Raw genomic sequence first — 18620 nt, forward strand, 5'->3', positions numbered from 1 at the left:
CAGGCGCTCGGGCGGGTAGTGTGCCGTATTCGCCGAAAATCGGCAAAAAAGCAGCCATGTAAACTTGAGTTGATCGTTTTTGAGCCTGTCTTATACTCGGCAGTTCAACGCGACCGGCTCAACAATAACAATCAAGTGGGAGTGAACAGATGGCAACGCGCGAGACAGGCAATGTGAAGTGGTTCAACGACGCCAAGGGCTATGGCTTTATCCAGCGTGAAGATGGCAAGGATGTGTTTGTGCACTACCGCGCCATTCGCGGCGATGGCCACCGTTCGTTGGCCGAGGGCCAGCAGGTGGAATATGCCGTGGTGACTGGCGAGAAGGGGTTGCAGGCGGAGGATGTGGTCGGCCTGTAAGTTCACCACTGAACCCATGTGGGAGGGGGCTTGCTCCCGATGGCAGAGTGTCAGTCACTGAATACATTGGCTGATACACCGCTATCGGGGGCAAGCCCCCTCCCACATGTTGATTGTGGTTTCCCGCTCAGGCTCAGGCAGTTTTCCAGGTGATCTGCTCTTCACCGTCTGCGCTGATGCGAATCCAGGTGTCGGCGCTTTCCTCACCTTCCTCCTCGACCCAGCTTCCCGGCGCGCAGCGCACTTCCACGTTCAGTGCAGCAAACGCAGCGCGGGCGCAGGCAATGTCGTCTTCCCACGGCGTCTGGTCACTTTCCAGGTACAGGCTGTTCCACTTGCCTACGGCTTTCGGCAGCCAGGTGACCGGCACATTGCCGGCCTTGCATTTGTAGGTCTGGCCACGTTGAACCCAGTCGCTGCAAGGGCCCAGGGCGGTGCCCAGCCAAGCGGCGATGGCCTTGTAGTCGACGTCGGCGTCCTTCAGGTAAATCTCGATATCGGGTTGGCGCATGGATATTCCTCGTTGCGGGATTCGAAAATCCATTCGCGGATGTTTAAAAGTCGGTTATTGAAGCACGAAATAATCGTAGCGCATCGATACCGTGACCAGCAGCGGTTCGGCCGCCTCGATCACCTCGGCACGGCGTTCGGCACTGGCGCGCCAGCCGTGAGGGGTCATGGCCAGCAGGTTGGCGCGGTCCTGGGGCTCGGCCAGGCTCAACGTGAATTCCAGGGTTTCGCTGTGCGCCAGGCTCATGCCGTCCGGCACCAGGGCCAGGTGCTTGTCGTCGGTGTACTCGCGCACTTCGTCGTACAGGCGCTCGCGCAGTTCCATCAGATGGCCGCTGGTAGGGCCGACCTTCATCAGGCCGCCGCCCGGGCTGAGCAGGCGCTTGGCCTCTTGCCAGTCCAACGGGCTGAACACACTGGCGAGGAACTGGCAGCTGGCGTCGGCCAACGGCACGCGGGCCATACTGGCGATCAACCAGGTCAGCGCCGGGTTGCGCTTGCACGCGCGCTTGACCGCTTCCTTGGAAATGTCCAGCGCGTAGCCATCGGCATGGGGCAGGGCCGCGGCGATTTGCGCGGTGTAGTAACCCTCGCCGCAACCGATGTCCACCCAGCGCTGCGGTGCACGTTCGGCGGCCAGCTCGGCCAGGCGCTTGGCTACCGGGGCGTAGTGCCCGGCGTTGAGAAAGTCACGACGCGCCTCGACCATGGCCAGGTTGTCGCCCGGGTCGCGGCTGTTCTTGTGCTGCACCGGCAACAGGTTCAGGTAACCCTGGCGCGCGCGGTCGAAACGGTGCCCGGCGGGACACGCCACGCCATTGTCCACCGCGTTGAGCGGTGCGCTGCAAATGGGGCAGGCAAGCATCAGGCGAGCAACTTGATCAGGGTCTGGTAATAGATTTCGGTCAGCACATCGAGGTCGCTGGCCAGGATCCGCTCGTTGACCTGGTGGATCGTCGCATTCACCGGGCCCAACTCGACCACCTGGGTGCCGAGGGTCGCAATGAAGCGCCCATCGGAGGTACCGCCACTGGTGGAGGCCTGGGTCTCACGCCCGGTGATCGCCTTGATGCTGGCCGACACCGCATCGAGCAACGCGCCCGGCTCGGTGAGGAACGGCAGGCCCGACAGCGCCCACTCCACATGCCAGTCCAGGCCATGCTTGTCGAGAATCGCCGCAACCCGCTGTTGCAGGCCTTCGACAGTGGATTCGGTGGAAAAACGGAAGTTGAACACCGCCGTCAGGTCACCCGGAATCACGTTGGTGGCGCCGGTGCCAGAGTTGAGGTTGGAGATCTGGAAGCTGGTCGGCGGGAAGAAGGCGTTGCCGTTGTCCCAGTGTTCGGCGGCCAGTTCGGCCAGGGCCGGTGCGGCCAGGTGGATCGGGTTCTTCGCCAGGTGCGGGTAGGCCACATGGCCCTGCACACCGCGCACGGTCAGGGTGGCACCGAGGGAGCCGCGACGGCCGTTCTTGACTACGTCGCCCACCAGGGTGGTGCTCGACGGTTCGCCGACGATGCACCAGTCCAGGCGCTCCTTGCGCGCCGCCAGGCGTTCAATCACGGCCTTGGTGCCGTGGTGCGCCGGGCCTTCCTCATCGCTGGTGATCAGGAAAGCGACCGAGCCCTTGTGGTCCGGGTAGTCGCTGACGAAGCGCTCCGCCGCCACCAGCATCGCGGCCAGGCTGCCCTTCATGTCCGCTGCGCCACGCCCGCAGAGCATGCCGTTTTCGTCGATCAATGCGTCGAACGGGTCGTTCTGCCAGGCGTGCACCGGACCGGTGGGGACCACGTCGGTGTGGCCGGCGAAGCACAGCACCGGACCCTCGTGCTTGCCATGGGTGGCCCAGAAGTTGTCCACATCCTCGATACGCATCGGCTCCAGCGCAAAACCGGCGTCGCCCAGGCGCTGCATCATCAGCTTCTGGCAATCGGCGTCGATCGGCGTAACCGAGGGGCGACGGATCAGGTCGATGGCAAGTTGAAGGGTCGGCGAAAGGTCGGCATGGGCCGTCATGGGAAAACTCCGGAAAGCATGTTTGGAAGAGCAGGGCGGGCAGACAAAACGGCCGTTATCTTATAGCAAAACGGCGGCCAGAGGCCGCCGTTTAGTGCATTGCGCAAGTTTTTAAGCCGCAGGTGCAGGCTCAGGTGCCACGGCCGGTTTTGGCAGCGACGACAGGAACGCCATGATCAATGCCGCCACATACGGCAGCGATTGCACCAGCAGCATCACCACCCAGAAACGTATGTCATTGCTCGGCAGGCCTTGCACCAGGTAGATCCCCAGCGCCGCGCCCCACAGCAGCAGCATGATGAACATTTCTTCGCGGGCTTCGGAAATTGCTACCCAGAAGCCGTGGTTATCCGCGTTTTTCGGTGTACGAAAGAACGGAATGCTGGTGGTGAAGAAGCCATACAGCACCGCCTTGGCGATGGTGTGGGACAGCGCCAGGCCAGCCAGGGCGGCGCAGAACGCGTCCTTGAGGTTCACGCCCACCGCACGGCGGTACAGGAAGATGATCTTGCCCACCTTGAACACGAACAACGCCAACGGCGGGATCGCGAAAATCAGCAGCGGCGGGTCGACCCGGGTCGGCACGATGATCATCGCCGCCGACCACAACAGCGCGCCGACGGTGAAGAAGATGTTCATGCCGTCCGCCACCCACGGCAACCAGCCCGCGAGGAAGTGGTAGCGCTGGCCGCGGGTCAGCTCGGTGTCTTTGCCGCGCAGCAGGCTGGCGGTGTGACGCTTGATGATCTGGATCGCGCCATAGGCCCAGCGGAAACGCTGTTTCTTGAAGTCGATAAAGGTATCCGGCATCAGGCCCTTGCCGTAGCTGTCGTGGTAGTACGCCGCCGACAGGCCTTTCTCGAATACCCGCAGGCCCAGTTCGGCGTCTTCGCAGATGCACCAGTCGGCCCAGCCCAGCTCCTCGAGCACCGAGCGACGGGTCATGGTCATGGTGCCGTGCTGGATGATCGCGTCGCGGTCGTTACGGGTGACCATGCCGATATGGAAGAAGCCTTTGTATTCGGCGTAGCAGAGCTTCTTGAAGGTGCTTTCGTTCTGGTCGCGGTAGTCCTGCGGCGACTGCACCACGGCGATTTTCGGGTCGGCGAAGTGCGGCACCATGTGCTTGAGCCAGTTCGGCGATACGCAGTAGTCCGAGTCGATCACCGCAATCACTTCGGCATCCTTGGCGGTGTGCGGGATCAGGTAGTTCAGTGCACCGCCCTTGAAACCGGCCAGGGGTGCGACGTGGAAAAACTTGAAGCGCGGGCCGAGGGTGTCGCAGTAGTCGCGCACCGGTTCCCATACCGCCGGGTCCTTGGTGTTGTTGTCGATGATCAGGACTTCGTAGTCCGGGTAATCGAGGGCGGCCAGGGCGTCGAGGGTCTGTTTGACCATCTCTGGCGGCTCGTTGTAGCACGGCACATGGATCGACACTTTCGGGCGGTAGTCTGATTCCCCTTCCACCGGCAGGAATTCACGCCGGCGCTTGTGGGTCCAGACCGCTTCCGCCAGTTCGTGGGCTTCGGTCAGCAACACGATGAATACGCCGAGGGCGCCCAGGGCCAACAAAATGCCGACGGTCACGCTGAACCACGTGCTGTATTGCTGGCTGTAGTCGTAGCCGATCCACACCAGTACCGAACCGCAGAGGAACGCGATAAAGGTCAGGAAGGTGCGGCCACGCTGGCGCAGGGATGAGCCGTCAATCATCAGCAGGGTCAGCGACAGCAATGCGAGCACCACCGATCCGATCGCCAGGACGCGCCATTGCGGGATGGCAACGACGGGCCCTTCGAAGTTGAACTTCTGCTGGCGCGCGGCGTTATACACGCCCCAATAAGCGCCGGCCGAGCCTTCGTCGCTGACTTTCCACGGCTGGTCGAACGCCTCGATCACGAAGTAGTTGTAGCCCTGGCGGTTCAGCTTGTTCACCAGCGTACGCAGGTAAATCGCCTGGTCTGCCGGGGACGTTTCATTGCCACCGCGCATACGACCGTTGCTTGGCCAGCCAACTTCCGACAGCAGCAGCGGCTTTTTCGGGAACAGTTTCTTCAGATCCTTGGCGCGGTCGAGGACATACTGGCCGGCCTTGTCCATCGGGATGTATTCCCAGAACGGCAGGATGTGCGCGGCGATCAGGTCGACGTGCTTGGCCAGTTGCGGGTTCTTTTCCCAGATATGCCATTGCTCGGAGGTCGTCACCGGGACTTTCACGGCGGCGCGCACCCGGTCCAGCAGCACAATCAGCGCTTCAGGGGTGATCTCTTCACGGAACAGGGCCTCGTTACCGACGACAACCCGCACGACACTGCGCGAGCTGTTGGCGATCTCGATGGCGCGCTGGACCTCGCGCTCGTTACGCTCCAGATCCGGGCTGATCCAGATCCCCAGCGTTACGCGCAGGCCGAACTCTTCGGCGAGCTTGGGAATGTCCCCCAATGTGCCGTCGACCGAGTAAGTACGGATGTTGTCCGTCAGCTTGCTCATGATCTCCAGATCGCGACGCATCTGTTCGTCGGTGGGGTACTGGTCTTTCTGCGGGAACTGGCCTTGCTGGAACGGCGAGTAGGAAAAACCGGAGATCTGCTCGGGCCAGTTGGGAGCAGTGACCGGGCGGTTGATCAGCGCCCAGAAGCCGGTGAACAGCGCGGCAATTGCCAGCACTACCACCAGGTTGAGTCCAAATTTACGCGATGACATGGCTATTTCGGGTTCCAAAGGGTGCGGAACGAAAAGAGGTGTCGGCCTGCGCCGAACGGCGCGCATCCTACACCGGCCGCTCCCTGAGCGTATAGCAGACAGAGAAAAGCCGGACGTTAGTCAGCGAAACACCCTCTAAGTTCTTTACTTGTAGCTTGTGGCTTCGAACTTGTCGCTACGTAGTCCATAATGCGCGCCGGTTTTTGGGGTAATGGTCATGAGCACAGAAGATCCGCGGTTTGCAGGCGTCGCCCGTTTGTATGGCATTGAAGGCCTGGAACGCTTGAAAGCGGCCCATGTGGCGATCGTCGGTGTCGGCGGCGTGGGCTCGTGGGCGGCGGAAGCCATGGCCCGCTGCGGGGTGGGCGAGATTTCGCTGTTCGACCTGGACGACGTCTGCGTCAGCAACAGCAACCGCCAGCTGCACGCCCTGGACAGCACCGTGGGCAAGCCCAAGGTCGAGGTGATGGCCGAGCGTTTGCGCGGCATCAATCCGGACTGCACGGTGCATGCGGTGGCAGATTTCGTGACCCGCGAGACCATGGCCGAATACATCACGCCCAACATCGATTGCGTGATCGACTGCATCGATGCCGTCAACGCCAAGGCCGCGCTGATCGCCTGGTGCAAGCGCCGCAAGATCCAGATCATCACCACCGGCGGCGCCGGCGGGCAGATCGACCCGACGCTGATCCAGGTGTGCGACCTGAACCGCACCTTCAATGACCCGTTGGCGTCGAAAGTGCGCTCCACCTTACGCCGTGACTACGGCTTTTCCCGCACCGTGACCCGTCATTACAGCGTGCCGTGTGTGTTTTCCACCGAGCAACTGCGTTATCCCAAGCCGGATGGCAGCATCTGTTTGCAGAAGAGTTTTGTCGGTGATGGGGTGAAGCTCGACTGCGCCGGCGGGTTTGGCGCGGTGATGATGGTGACGGCGACCTTCGGCATGGTCGCGGCGACCAAGGCGGTGGATAAGATTGTGGCCGGGGTGCGCAGGCCTTCCGAGCGGGTCAAACCCGCCTGAATCGCACCGCCCCTCCCACCTTTAGTCCTGTGTATGGCTTAGCGTTCGCATGCGCTGCAGGACTGCATTCAAGCCATTGCTGCGCGATGGCGACAGTTGGCGGGAAAGCCCGAGTTGATTGAACCAGTCAGGCAAGTCGACCGCCTGCAACTCGTCCGCCGACAACCCATTGACCCGCGCCAGCAGCAATGCCACCAAGCCACGAATCATCCGCGCATCGCTGCTCGCGGCGAATTGCCAATGACCGTGCTCGAAGCGCCCCACCAACCACACCAGGCTCTCACAGCCCTGCACCAGGTTGGCATCGACCTTCTCCTCATCCGCCAATACGGGCAGACGTTCACCCCACTGCATCAGCATTCGCGCGCGTTGCTCCCAGCTGCCCACCGACTGAAAGGCCTCCAGCGCGGCAACTGCATCCACCGGCAGGCTCATCGCAGCATATCCAGCGCCTGGTCCAGCGCTTCGAAGAAGCGCTCCAGATCATCGGAGTCGTTATACAGCGCCAGGGATACGCGGATCGCACCCGACAAGTGCATCGCCTTGAGCAGCGGCATCGCGCAATGATGCCCGGCACGTACGGCAATGCCTTGCTCGGTCAGCAGGTGCGCAAGGTCGGCGTTGTGCACGCCCTCGACCACAAAGCTGACCAGCGCCGCCTGCGGCGAACCCAGCACACGGACACCCTTGCGCGCTTGCAGCCCGCGCAACAGGTAGTCATGCAGGGCCGCTTCATGGGTGAGAATCGCCTTTGGGTCCAGCGAACTCAGGTAGTCCAGCGTCGCGCCCAGGCCGATCACGCCGGCAATCGGTGGGGTGCCGGCCTCGAACCCCAGCGGTGCCGGGCGGAAGCTGGCGCTGTGGTAGTCGGCCTGTTGCACCATCTCGCCACCGAATTGCCAATGGCGCAGGTGATGCAGGGCCTCGTTGCGGCCATACAGCACGCCGACGCCGTCGGGGCCGTACAGCTTGTGGCTGGAAAACACATAGAAGTCGCAGCCCAGGGCCTGCACGTCGTGACGGCCGTGGACGATGCCTTGGGCGCCATCGACCACTGTCAGGGCGCCGTGGGTCTGGGCCAACGCCAGCAAGGCTTGCAGCGGCTGCCAGGTGCCGAGGACGTTGGACAGTTGGCTCACCGCCAGCAGGCGCGTACGCGGGCCGATCAACTCGGCGGCGGCTTGCAGGTCGATCACGCCGTCATCGTCGAGCGGCAATAGCACCAGTGTGAGCGCGCGACGCTTGGCCAGTTGCTGCCACGGCAATAGGTTGGCGTGGTGTTCCAGGGCGCTGATGACAAGCTCATCGCCCGCATTGAATAAGTGCTCAAGGCCATAAGCCAAGAGGTTCAGCGCTGACGTCGCGCCGTGGGTAAACACGATTTGCCCGCTGTCACCTGCATTCAACCACTGCGCAACCTTGCTGCGACTGTCCTCGAAGGCTTGGGTCGCATGGGCTCCCGGCAAATGCTGGGCACGGTGCACATTGGCGGCGCCATTGACGTAGTAATGGCTGATGGCATCCAGCAAGGCTTGGGGTTTTTGCGTGGTGGCGGCGTTGTCCAGGTAGGTCTGGTCTTGCCGTTGCAGGGTGGCGATGGCCGGAAAGTCGGCGCGCCAGGGGGAGGGCACTAGCATGGTGTTCAAGACTCGTATAAGCGGGCTCCAGGGTCGGGGCCCGCTAGTGGCATCGAGTGGCTGCTTAGTTGTGAGCGTGCAGCGCTTCGTTCAGTTCGATGGCCGATTTGTGGGTTTTGCACTCCACGGCACCGGTCTCGGAGTTGCGGCGGAACAGCAGGTCCGGTTGGCCGGCCAGCTCGCGCGCCTTGACCACCTTGACCAGTTGGTTCGACTCGTCCAGCAATGCAACCTTGGTGCCGGCGGTCACGTACAGGCCCGACTCCACGGTGTTGCGGTCGCCCAACGGGATACCGATACCGGCATTGGCGCCGATCAGGCAGCCTTCTCCGACCTTGATCACGATGTTGCCGCCGCCCGACAGGGTGCCCATGGTCGAGCAACCGCCGCCCAGGTCCGAACCCTTGCCGACGAACACGCCAGCCGATACACGGCCTTCGATCATGCCCGGGCCTTCGGTGCCGGCGTTGAAGTTGACGAAACCTTCGTGCATCACGGTGGTGCCTTCGCCCACATAGGCACCCAGGCGGATACGCGCGGCATCAGCGATACGCACGCCGCTCGGTACCACGTAGTCGGTCATTTTCGGGAACTTGTCCACCGAGAACACTTCCAGCAACTCGCCACGCAGGCGTGCTTCCAGTTGGCGTTCGGCCAGCTCATTGATGTCGATTGCGCCCTGGCTGGTCCAGGCCACGTTCGGCAACTGCGGGAACACACCGGCGAGGCTCAGGCCGTGTGGCTTGACCAGGCGATGGGACAGCAGGTGCAGCTTGAGGTAGGCCTCTGGGGTGGACGTCAGTGCGGCGTCTTCGGCCAGCAAGGTCGCAACCAGCGGCGTGTGGCTTTCAGCCAGACGGCTCAGCAGAGCGGCTTGGGTGGCGTCGACGCCCTTGAGCGCGTCAGCCAGTTGCAGGGCCTGGGCGACGGTGAAGGTGATCGCCTGGTTGCCTTCGCTGTAGCCGAGGATCGGCGCGATGGCGGCAACGATTTCAGCCGATGGGTTGAGCAAGGGTTGTGCGTAAAACACTTCCAGCCAAGCACCTTGGCGGTTCTGAGTGCCGACGCCGAAGCCCAGGCTGAACAGGGAATTGGACATGCTGTTACCTCTACAAAAATGGAAGGGCTGGCCTACTTGAGGGCCGCCGAATAACTATCTGGCTTGAAGCCAATCAGGGTTCTGTCACCGAGATCAAGCACCGGACGCTTGATCATCGAAGGTTGTGCGAGCATCAATTCAATGGCTTTCGACTGATCGAGATCGGCTTTGCGTTCGTCTTCGAGTTTGCGAAAGGTGGTGCCCGCACGGTTCAAAACCACCTGCCAACCGTGCTCGTTGCACCATTGGGTCAAGTGTTCACGGTCGATACCGGCCGTTTTGTAGTCGTGGAACTCATAGCTCACCGCGTGCTCATCGAGCCAGGTGCGCGCCTTTTTCATGGTGTCGCAGGCTTTGATGCCGAAAAGGTGCAACGTTTTGCTTGAAGCGGTCAAGGAATTGCCCCCCCTGCTTTACTGATGTCAGTGCCAATGAAAATGAAAGATCACGGATTATGCCACGACCAGCGGGTTTGGGTGCCGCTCGTCAGCATCGTGCGACCTTTGTGCAAAAGCCAGCGCTTAACATAGCCGGGTAATATGGCACTTCAACGGCTGGTTGTTGCCTGATGTGTCGTTGCAAGTCGATTGTCCGGGAAACCGCGTTATGCAAACCGCCTACACCGTTCTTATCCTGCTGATGCTGGTCAGCGTTTCGCGTCTGGTCGGGCGTGTCATCCCCCTGCCGTTACCCCTGGTGCAGATTGCCGCTGGCGCCTTGCTGGCCTGGCCCACACTGGGGCTGCATGTGGCGCTGGACCCGGAGCTGTTCCTGTTTCTATTCCTGCCACCGCTGCTGTTCTCCGATGGCTGGCGCATGCCCAAGCGCGAATTGTGGCGCCTGCGTGGGCCGATCCTGACGCTGGCCGTCGGCCTGGTACTGTTCACCGTGGTCGGTGCTGGCTACTTCATTCATTGGCTATTGCCGACGATCCCGCTGCCGGTGGCCTTCGCCCTCGCTGCCGTGTTGTCGCCGACAGATGCCGTGGCCGTGTCGGCGATTGCCCAGAACCGCTTGCCGACACCGCTGATGCATATGCTCCAGGGCGAAGCGTTGATGAATGATGCCTCGGGCCTGGTGACCTTCAAGTTCGCCTTGGCCGCAGCATTGACCGGCGTGTTCTCTCTGGCCGATGCCAGCCTGACCTTTGTTTTGGTGGCCGTGGGCGGCCTGGCGGTCGGGGTGGCGCTGAGCTGGCTGGTCGGCCGCCTGCGTGCCTGGATGATTGCTCGAGGTTGGGATGACCCGGCAACGCACGTGGTGTTCATGTTGCTGCTGCCGTTTGCGGCCTACGTGCTGGCCGAACGCCTCGGCGCCTCGGGCATCTTGTCGGCGGTCGCGGCGGGCATGATGCAAAGCTGGCTCGACCTGTTGCCTCGCCAGACCAGCACGCGTTTGCTCAATCGCAGTGTCTGGTCATTGCTGGAGTTTGCTTTCAATGGCCTGATCTTCCTGCTGCTGGGCCTGCAACTGCCGGACATCATCAAGGCCGTGGTCAGTCATGAGCCGACGCTGTGGCCCGCCTTGTTGTATCGCTGCCTGGATGTGATTGCGATCTTTCTGGTGCTGGTGGTGTTGCGCTTTATCTGGGTACAGAGCATCTGGCGCCTGTCGGGTTTACTCCGGCGGCTACGTGGAAAAAGTGAGTTGACCCTGGTGCCGACCGCGCGTTCCTGTTGGCTGTTGACCGTGGGCGGAGTGCGCGGTGCGGTGACCCTGGCCGGTGTAATGTCGGTGCCATTGTTGCTGGTGCCGGGCCAGAGTTTCCCCGAGCGCGACCTGCTGATCTTTATCGCGGCCGGTGTGATCCTGCTGTCACTGGTCGCCGCATGCATCGCCCTGCCGCTGCTCTTGCGCGGCGTTGAAAAGAGTCCGGATGAAAAGCGCCATAACGAAGTGCGCGAGGCCTGGAAAAAAACCGCCGTGGCGGCGATCCATGCCTTGGAGGCAGAGGAGCCCGTTGACATCGCAACCCAGGACGCCGCCCAGGCCGCGTTGGCCACTGAACTCAAGGCACGCCTGATGTCGGAATATCGCCATCAGTTGGAAGTGTTCAATGACTCGGCCGAAGCCCAGGCATTGGCACAGCAGATGGACCAACTGGAGCGAAAGTTGCGTCTCAAGGCGCTGCGCGCGCAGCGGTTGGAGCTGTACAGCTTGAGCCGTCATCACCAGATTGGTGATGACGTGTTGCGAGAGGTGCTGGCAGAGCTGGATATGAGTGAGGCGAACTTGGGGCCCGTGAAGTAGAGGAGGTATTACACAGTTGGAGGGCGATCAGGTTTGATTAACACCTTCATCAACGTATAAATCAGTTGCCCCGCAGGCGTGCTGTCCTGCGGATAAAGCGATTGAATAAAACCCTTATCGCCGTCCGACAGTTGCAACGGTTTAGGGATTTCGTTTGGACTTTTCAATCGGGGCTTGGAAAAACTGTAATGCATGATTGATTGTTCATCGTAAGGTGAAGTTTTCACGGTGCTGCGGTGTGATTTCTTGAGGACGTCGTGGTAAGCGTCACCTCTTGTTTTATTTCGGGATTCGTAATCTTTGTAAACTTCATCCTCATCAAATACCAATGTCCGATCCGGATGCTGGTGTTCATGCCTTAAACCCAGCGCATGACCAAACTCATGTAGCACCTGCGCCTCAATACGTTCCGGCGAACTGCCGAAGCCAATGCTCATCGTCGGTTCAGAGGGGGAGATATTTTTTGCGTCCGTTCCAATGTACGACCAGCCTGCAGTGCTCGTGTTATTTGCGGTAATTCTGATATCGCCATGCGCTGTATCGACGAACTTGAAGTGCAGGTTGGTGTGAGGCGTCCATTTTCTTATATTGGCTTTTACCAGCGTCTTCTGCGCGTCCGTCATATCCAGCAAAGCTATCTTCAGGACTGAATGCTGTGGCCAGAGTTTGTCGGGGGTGGCGATGCCACGTTTATGCCGGGTGGGATTTGATTCGGGCGTCGTAAAGGCGGCTGTGTTGTATGAGGAAGTAGGGGGAGGCAAGTTGCAGACGGTCATGTCTTCTCTCCATCAAAAGTAAAAGGCCAGGCCGCCATGAACGGCATGGGCTGCCATTGGCATCATTGTTGGCTACTACTTTTGGTGGGTGAGAAACGCGGGCGTGTTCCCATTCAAAGGGTTGCTTGATCTTTCTTTGAGTTGGCCGCTCCGGAACGCGCGAGCGGCCCTTGGGATCAGCGGTGACGCTGAATGAAGTCCCGAATTCGCTCAGCCGCTTCCACGCACTCGGCAAGCGGTGCAACCAGCGCCAGGCGCACACGGCCAGCCCCAGGGTTGACGCCATCCACTTCCCGGGACAGGTACGAACCCGGCACCACGGTCACGTGTTCCTCGACGAACAAATCGCGGCAGAACGCGGCATCATCGCCTTGTACATTCGGCCACAGGTAGAACCCGCCGTCCGGGGCCTGTACGTCCAGCACCGGCTTGAGGATCGCCAGCACGGCATCAAACTTCTCGCGGTACAAGTCCCGGTTGGCCTGCACATGGGCCTCGTCCTGCCAGGCCGCGATACTTGCCAGCTGGGTTTGTACCGGCATCGCACAACCATGGTAAGTGCGGTACAGCAGGAAGCCCTTGAGGATCTCGGCATCGCCCGCGACAAAACCGGAACGCAGGCCTGGCAGGTTGGAGCGCTTGGACAGGCTGTGGAACACCACGCAGCGCTTGAAGTCCTGGCGGCCCAGTTCGACACACGCGCTGAGCAGGCCCGGCGGTGGGGTTTGTTCGTCGAAGTAGAGTTCGCTGTAGCACTCGTCGGCGGCGATCACGAAGTCATGTTCGTCGGCCAGGGCGATGAGTTTTTTCAGGGTGTCGACCGGGATCAGTGCACCCGTCGGGTTGCCCGGGGAGCAGAGGAACAGGATCTGGCAGCGTTTCCAGATGTCTGGCGACACGGCGTCGAAATCCGGGTTGAAGCCGTTTTCATCCAGGCAGGGCAGGTAATGTGGCTTGGCCCCGGCCAGGAACGCCGCGCCTTCGTAGATCTGGTAGAACGGATTCGGGCTGACCACCAGCGCGTCGTCACCACGGTTGACCACGGTCTGGGTGAAGGCAAACAGCGCTTCACGGGTGCCGTTGACCGGCAGGATATTGCGCGCCGGATCCAGCCAGCCCTTGGGTACGTCGAAGCGGCGCTCGCACCAGGCGCCAATGGCCTCGCGCAAAGCCGGGATGCCCAGGGTGGTGGGGTACACCGCCATCTGGTCGAGGTTGTTGGCCAGGGCATCGGCAACGAACTGCGGCGACTTGTGCTTGGGCTCGCCGATGGACAACGCGATCGGGCGCTTGTCCGGGTTCGGTGTGACGCTGCCCAGCAGGGCGCGTAGCTTTTCGAACGGGTAGGGCTGGAGCTGATTCAGGGCGTTGTTCATCGGTGGATCTCGTGCAAGGCGTTAAAAACTGGGAGGGGAGCGGTGGGCCGCTCCTGGTATCAAATCGTCAGGCGCGTCAGTTCGACACCGGGTTCCTGGGGCACGCTCAACTGCTGCACGATCGCCGCCTGCAAGCGCAGGCAAAGCTCGGGGTCGGACAGGGGCTGGTTGTCGGCGTCGGTAATAAAGAACACGTCTTCCACCCGCTCGCCGAGGGTTGCAATCTTGGCGTTCTGCAACGACAGGTCGAACTCCAGAAAAATCCCGCCGATCCTTGCCAGCAGCCCCGGGCGATCCGGCGCGCTGAGCTCCAGCACCGTGACCGGGCGTTGGGCGTCGTTGGAAATGGTCACCTGGGGCGCAAAGGCAAAGTGCTTGAGCTGGCGCGGTACCCGGCGCTGGATGATGGTCGGGTAGTCATCCGGGTTGCGCAGCGCTTCGGTCAGGCCTTCGCGGATCTTTTTCACCCGCGCCGGGTTATCGCCGATGGACTCGCCTTCGGTATCCAGCACGATATAGGTATCGAGGGTGAACTGGCTGCTGGAGGTGATGACCCGGGCGTCATGGATGTTCAGGTTGAGCTGATCCATGGCCGCCACGGTCACGGCGAAGAAGTCGTGCTGGTCGGGCGCATAGATGAAGATCTGCGTGCCGCCTTCGAATTCGCGCTGGGTGGTTTCCTTGATCAGCACCAGCGGGCCGCCATCGGCAGGCTGCTGCAGGATCGCGTCACTGTGCCAGGCCACATCGCCGGCGGTGTGGCGCAGGAAGTAGTCGTCACCCAGTTGCGACCACAACTGCTCGACGTCGTCCGGGTCGTTGCCACCGCGCACCAGGATGTCCAGGGCGGCGCTTTGGGTGCGGCGGATCTGCTCTTCGCGGTCCACCGGGTTTTCCAGGCCACGACGCAGCGCGCGCTTGGTTTCGGTGTACAGCTGGCGCAACAGACTGGCGCGCCAGGAGTTCCACAGGGTCGGATTGGTGGCGTTGATGTCGGAAACGGTCAGCACGTACAGGTAGTCGAGGTGGGTTTCATCGCCGACGATCCCGGCGAAGTCGTGGATCACCTGCGGGTCGGACAAGTCCTTGCGCTGGGCGGTGGTCGACATCAGCAGATGGTTCTGCACCAGCCACACGATCAGGCGGCTGTCCCACAGCGGCAGCTGGTGGCGCTGGCAGAACGCCTCGGCATCGACCGCGCCGATTTCCGAGTGGTCGCCATGTCGGCCCTTGCCGATGTCATGGTACAGGCCGGCGAGGTAGATCAACTCCGGCTTGGGCAGCTTGGCCATGAGCTTGCTGGCCAGCGGGAATTTCTCTGACACCTGGGTGTACTGCAACTTACGCAAGTGCTTGATCAGGTTCAGGGTGTGGGCGTCTACGGTATAGATGTGGAACAGATCGTGCTGCATCTGCCCGACGATGAAACCGAACTCCGGCAGGTAACGCCCGAGGATGCCATAGCGGTTCATGCGGCGCAGGTTGCGATGGATGCCGATCTTGCACTTGAACAGCTCGATAAACAGGCTGGTGTTGCGAATGTCGTTGCGAAAGTCATCGTCGATCAGGTGACGGTTTTCCCGCAGCAGGCGGATGGTATCGGCGCGTACGCCCTTGATTTCCGGCTGCTGGGCCATCAGCACGAAGATCTCCAGCATGGCGAACGGGGTGCGGCGGAACACGTTGTCGTTGCGTGCCTCGATATAGCCGTCGTGCAGCTGGAAGCGTGAGTTGATCGGCTGCGGCGGTGCTTCGTCTTCCGGGGCCAGGATCACTTCTTCGAAATGCTGGATGATCAGGTCGCTGAGCTGGGCAATGCTCATGACCACCCGGTAGTACTGCTGCATGAAGCTTTCGATGCTGGTCTTCGCGTCTTCGCCTTCAAACCCCAGCAGGGTTGCGATGCAGCGCTGGTGGTCGAACAGCAGGCGATCTTCGGAGCGCCCGGCGAGCATGTGCAGGGCGTAGCGCACTTTCCACAGGAATTCCTGGGACGACGCCAGCAGGGCGTTTTCGCTCTCCACCAGGAAGCCTTCGCCGGCCAGGGCGCGCAGGTTCAGCGTGCCGTATTGGCGACGCGCTACCCACAGAATCGTCTGGATGTCGCGCAGCCCGCCCGGAGAACCTTTGACGTTGGGTTCCAGGTTGTATTCGGTGTCGTTGTACTTGTGGTGCCGGGCCTTCTGCTCGGCGCGCTTGGCCAGGAAGAAGTCCTTGCTCGGCCACATGTGCGCGGTGCTGGTGACTTCGAGCATGCGCTGGCGCAGGCGCTCGGGGCCGGCGATGGTGCGGCTTTCCATCAGGTTGGTGATGACGGTGAGGTCGGCGCGGGCCTCTTCGGCGCATTCATCGACCGAGCGCACGCTCTGGCCGACTTCCAGGCCGATATCCCACAGCAGCGTGAGAAAACGCTCGATGGAATCGCGAAAGATCTCATGATCGGCGCTGTCCAGCAGGATCAGCAGGTCGATGTCGGAGTAGGGGTGCAGCTCGCCACGACCGTATCCGCCGACCGCCACCAGGGCAATATCGGCGTCTTCGCTCCAGCTGAACTGTTCCCAGGCCTTTTGCAGGATGTTATCGACGAACCAGGCGCGGTCCTCGATCAGCCGGCGGATGTCCCGGCCGCTGCGAAAGCGCTCGTCGAGTACCTCGCGGGCCTGGCGGATCGCCTTTTTGAACGCGGCGATGGGGCTCGCTTTCAGAGCCAGCTCGGCCTGGAACTGGCCACGGTCGAAGAGTTCGGGATCCACCTGGGGCATTGATCGGCTTTCCTTTCTATCTATCAGTCAGTCACAACACAGTTTGGGAAAACCTTGGCAGCCTTTACGCCGAAACGCGTGGGATCGTGTCGTCGGCGCGCAGGGTGAAGATCTCGTAGCCGGTCTCGGTGACCAGCAGGGTGTGTTCCCACTGGGCCGAGAGCTTGCGGTCTTTGGTGATGGCGGTCCAGCCGTCGCCCAGCACCTTGGTATCGGCCTTGCCCTGGTTGATCATCGGCTCGATGGTAAAGGTCATGCCTGCCTTGAGCTCCATGCCGGTGCCGGCGCGGCCGTAGTGCAGGATCTGCGGTTCTTCGTGGAAGACCGTGCCGATACCGTGGCCGCAGAATTCGCGCACCACCGAGAAACCGTTCTTTTCGGCGTGCTTCTGGATCACTTCACCGATGTCGCCCAGGCGGCAGCCAGGCTTGACGATCTCGATGGCTTTGTACATGCATTCCTGGGTGACCTGGGACAGGCGCTCGGCCCAGACCGGGACGTTGCCGACGTGGAACATGCGGCTGGTGTCACCGAAGTAGCGGTCCTTGATCACGGTGACGTCGATGTTCAGGGTGTCGCCGTCCTTCAACGGCTTGTCGCCCGGAATCCCGTGGCAGACCACGTGGTTGACCGACGTGCAGATCGACTTGGGGAAGCCCTTGTAGTTCAGCGGCGCAGGAATAGCGCCCTGCACATTGACTATATAGTCATGGCAGATTTGGTTCAGGGTTTCCGTGGTAACGCCGGGCTTGACGTGCTCGGCAATCATTTCCAGCACGTCGGCAGCCAGTTTGCCGGCAATGCGCATGCCGGCGATGTCTTCGGCGGTTTTCAAACTAACGGTCATACAGGCTCTCTCTAGCGCGATGCGCTGAAATCAATACGGTTTACGGGCGTGCGACAAAAGGTTGCAGAATTCGCACAAGCGCCAAAAAACGCGATTCTAACAGACGCGGGCGGCAAATCATGAGCCCCTGACGATCGCTTCTCTCTATCAGGTGGGGTTATATCGGGTCTATTCAAAGGGTTGCGTACAAGTCGCTCAGGCCAAATGTGATTGCGTGTTTCGTTTTCGCCCTTCGTGTGGTATAAAATGCGCCGCTTTCCGGGGATACCCCGCAAAGCTTAAATCCACACACGTGTCGACACGATGACCTGGGTGCCGGAGGCCTTGATGCCGCTGGTTGGTCATTGGGATACGTGGAGGCCAAACCCGACTTATTAAGGAACTATCATGTCCCAAGTCAATATGCGCGATATGCTGAAGGCCGGTGTGCACTTCGGTCACCAGACCCGTTACTGGAACCCGAAAATGGGTAAATACATTTTCGGCGCGCGTAACAAGATCCACATCATCAACCTTGAAAAAACCCTGCCAATGTTCAACGAAGCTCTGACTTTCGTAGAGCGCCTGGCTCAGGGCAAAAACAAGATCCTGTTCGTCGGCACCAAGCGTTCCGCTGGCAAGATCGTTGCTGAAGAAGCAGCACGTTGCGGTTCGCCGTACGTCGATCACCGCTGGTTGGGCGGCATGCTGACCAACTTCAAAACCATCCGTGCTTCCATCAAGCGTCTGCGTGACCTTGAAGTGCAAGCCGAAGACGGTACTTTCGCCAAGCTGACCAAGAAAGAAGCGCTGATGCGCACTCGTGACCTGGAAAAGCTCGATCGTTCCCTGGGTGGTATCAAGGACATGGGCGGTCTGCCTGACGCACTGTTCGTTATCGACGTTGATCACGAGCGCATCGCGATCACCGAAGCCAACAAGCTGGGCATCCCTGTTATCGGCGTAGTCGATACCAACAGCAGCCCGGAAGGCGTTGACTACATCATCCCAGGCAACGATGACGCCATCCGCGCTATCCAGCTGTACATGGGTTCGATGGCTGACGCTGTAATCCGTGGTCGCAACCACGTTGCTGGTGGTACTGAGCAGTTCGTTGAAGAAGCTCCGGTAGCCGCAGCTGAGTAATTGACGCCCTGGCGTTGACTCAGTAAGCAAAAAGGGGGCTTGGCCCCCTTTTTGCCACCTCGAAAACCATTTGTGAGCAGCGCAGCTACATCACCTGTAACGTGCAGCGGCTAACAAGGGTGGTTCGGGAAGA

16 protein-coding genes are annotated in these 18620 nt (G+C 61.0%); 4 read left to right on the plus strand and 12 right to left on the minus strand.

Annotated features, from left to right (window positions below; all coding sequences use genetic code 11):
* The first annotated feature begins 149 nt into the window (after positions 1–149).
* Positions 150–359, plus strand: a complete 210-nt coding sequence (locus M2397_RS03220) for a cold-shock protein (RefSeq protein ID WP_032891681.1) — start codon at positions 150–152, stop codon at positions 357–359.
* Positions 360–492: 133 nt separating this feature from the next.
* Here M2397_RS03220 and M2397_RS03225 read toward each other — a convergent pair whose 3' ends face one another.
* The 4 genes from M2397_RS03225 to M2397_RS03240 all read right to left on the minus strand — a co-directional run bounded on the left by M2397_RS03225 (position 493) and on the right by M2397_RS03240 (position 5588).
* Positions 493–870, minus strand: a complete 378-nt coding sequence (locus M2397_RS03225; RefSeq protein ID WP_065938761.1) for a hypothetical protein — start codon at positions 868–870, stop codon at positions 493–495.
* Positions 871–924: 54 nt separating this feature from the next.
* On the minus strand, positions 925–1734 hold the full coding sequence (locus tag M2397_RS03230; protein ID WP_184744476.1) for a putative RNA methyltransferase: 810 nt from the start codon (positions 1732–1734) through the stop codon (positions 925–927).
* Positions 1734–2885: a succinyl-diaminopimelate desuccinylase gene (gene dapE, locus M2397_RS03235; RefSeq protein ID WP_131697266.1), complete on the minus strand. Its 1152-nt coding sequence runs from the start codon at positions 2883–2885 to the stop codon at positions 1734–1736. The genes M2397_RS03230 and dapE overlap by 1 nt, the downstream gene beginning before the upstream one ends.
* Before the next feature lie 111 nt (positions 2886–2996).
* On the minus strand, positions 2997–5588 hold the full coding sequence (locus tag M2397_RS03240; RefSeq protein WP_131697265.1) for a glycosyltransferase: 2592 nt from the start codon (positions 5586–5588) through the stop codon (positions 2997–2999).
* Positions 5589–5799: 211 nt separating this feature from the next.
* On the opposite strand from M2397_RS03240, the gene tcdA reads away from it, so the two are divergent.
* Positions 5800–6615 (plus strand): tRNA cyclic N6-threonylcarbamoyladenosine(37) synthase TcdA, encoded by an 816-nt coding sequence (tcdA, locus tag M2397_RS03245; RefSeq protein WP_131697264.1) that lies wholly within the window; start codon positions 5800–5802, stop codon positions 6613–6615.
* A gap of 21 nt (positions 6616–6636) precedes the next feature.
* On the opposite strand, the gene M2397_RS03250 is transcribed toward tcdA, so the two are convergent.
* From M2397_RS03250 to M2397_RS03265, 4 genes are all read right to left on the minus strand, one after another.
* Positions 6637–7050 (minus strand): SufE family protein, encoded by a 414-nt coding sequence (locus tag M2397_RS03250; protein WP_131697263.1) that lies wholly within the window; start codon positions 7048–7050, stop codon positions 6637–6639.
* Positions 7047–8252: an aminotransferase class V-fold PLP-dependent enzyme gene (locus tag M2397_RS03255; RefSeq protein ID WP_131697262.1), complete on the minus strand. Its 1206-nt coding sequence runs from the start codon at positions 8250–8252 to the stop codon at positions 7047–7049. The genes M2397_RS03250 and M2397_RS03255 overlap by 4 nt, the downstream gene beginning before the upstream one ends.
* Positions 8253–8316: 64 nt before the next feature.
* Positions 8317–9351, minus strand: coding sequence for a 2,3,4,5-tetrahydropyridine-2,6-dicarboxylate N-succinyltransferase (gene dapD, locus M2397_RS03260; RefSeq protein WP_027604485.1), 1035 nt, complete (start codon positions 9349–9351; stop codon positions 8317–8319).
* A 32-nt stretch (positions 9352–9383) separates the two neighbouring features.
* The gene (locus M2397_RS03265; protein WP_231982825.1) at positions 9384–9692 is read right to left on the minus strand and encodes an arsenate reductase; all 309 of its coding nucleotides are present in this window, start codon (positions 9690–9692) and stop codon (positions 9384–9386) included.
* Between the two features lie 265 nt (positions 9693–9957).
* On the opposite strand from M2397_RS03265, the gene M2397_RS03270 reads away from it, so the two are divergent.
* Positions 9958–11601, plus strand: coding sequence for a Na+/H+ antiporter (locus tag M2397_RS03270; RefSeq protein ID WP_259242288.1), 1644 nt, complete (start codon positions 9958–9960; stop codon positions 11599–11601).
* A gap of 8 nt (positions 11602–11609) precedes the next feature.
* Here the strand turns inward: M2397_RS03270 and M2397_RS03275 are convergent, their stop codons facing one another.
* From M2397_RS03275 to map, 4 genes are all read right to left on the minus strand, one after another.
* Positions 11610–12377, minus strand: a complete 768-nt coding sequence (locus M2397_RS03275; protein ID WP_259242289.1) for a M12 family metallopeptidase — start codon at positions 12375–12377, stop codon at positions 11610–11612.
* A 176-nt stretch (positions 12378–12553) separates the two neighbouring features.
* Complete coding sequence (gene dapC, locus M2397_RS03280) at positions 12554–13753, minus strand: succinyldiaminopimelate transaminase (RefSeq protein ID WP_131697258.1); 1200 nt, start codon at positions 13751–13753, stop codon at positions 12554–12556.
* Positions 13754–13812: 59 nt separating this feature from the next.
* A complete protein-coding gene (locus M2397_RS03285; protein WP_145335053.1) occupies positions 13813–16515 on the minus strand; it encodes a [protein-PII] uridylyltransferase in 2703 nt (900 codons plus the stop codon).
* 64 nt (positions 16516–16579) lie between these two features.
* On the minus strand, positions 16580–17362 hold the full coding sequence (map, locus tag M2397_RS03290; RefSeq protein ID WP_016975842.1) for a type I methionyl aminopeptidase: 783 nt from the start codon (positions 17360–17362) through the stop codon (positions 16580–16582).
* A gap of 387 nt (positions 17363–17749) precedes the next feature.
* Here map and rpsB point away from each other — a divergent pair, with 387 nt between their 5' ends.
* The gene (rpsB, locus tag M2397_RS03295; RefSeq protein WP_003219330.1) at positions 17750–18487 is read left to right on the plus strand and encodes a 30S ribosomal protein S2; all 738 of its coding nucleotides are present in this window, start codon (positions 17750–17752) and stop codon (positions 18485–18487) included.
* Positions 18488–18620: the final 133 nt, after the last annotated feature.

The sequence above is a fragment of the Pseudomonas sp. BIGb0381 genome, assembly GCF_024809815.1.
Taxonomy (GTDB): domain Bacteria; phylum Pseudomonadota; class Gammaproteobacteria; order Pseudomonadales; family Pseudomonadaceae; genus Aquipseudomonas.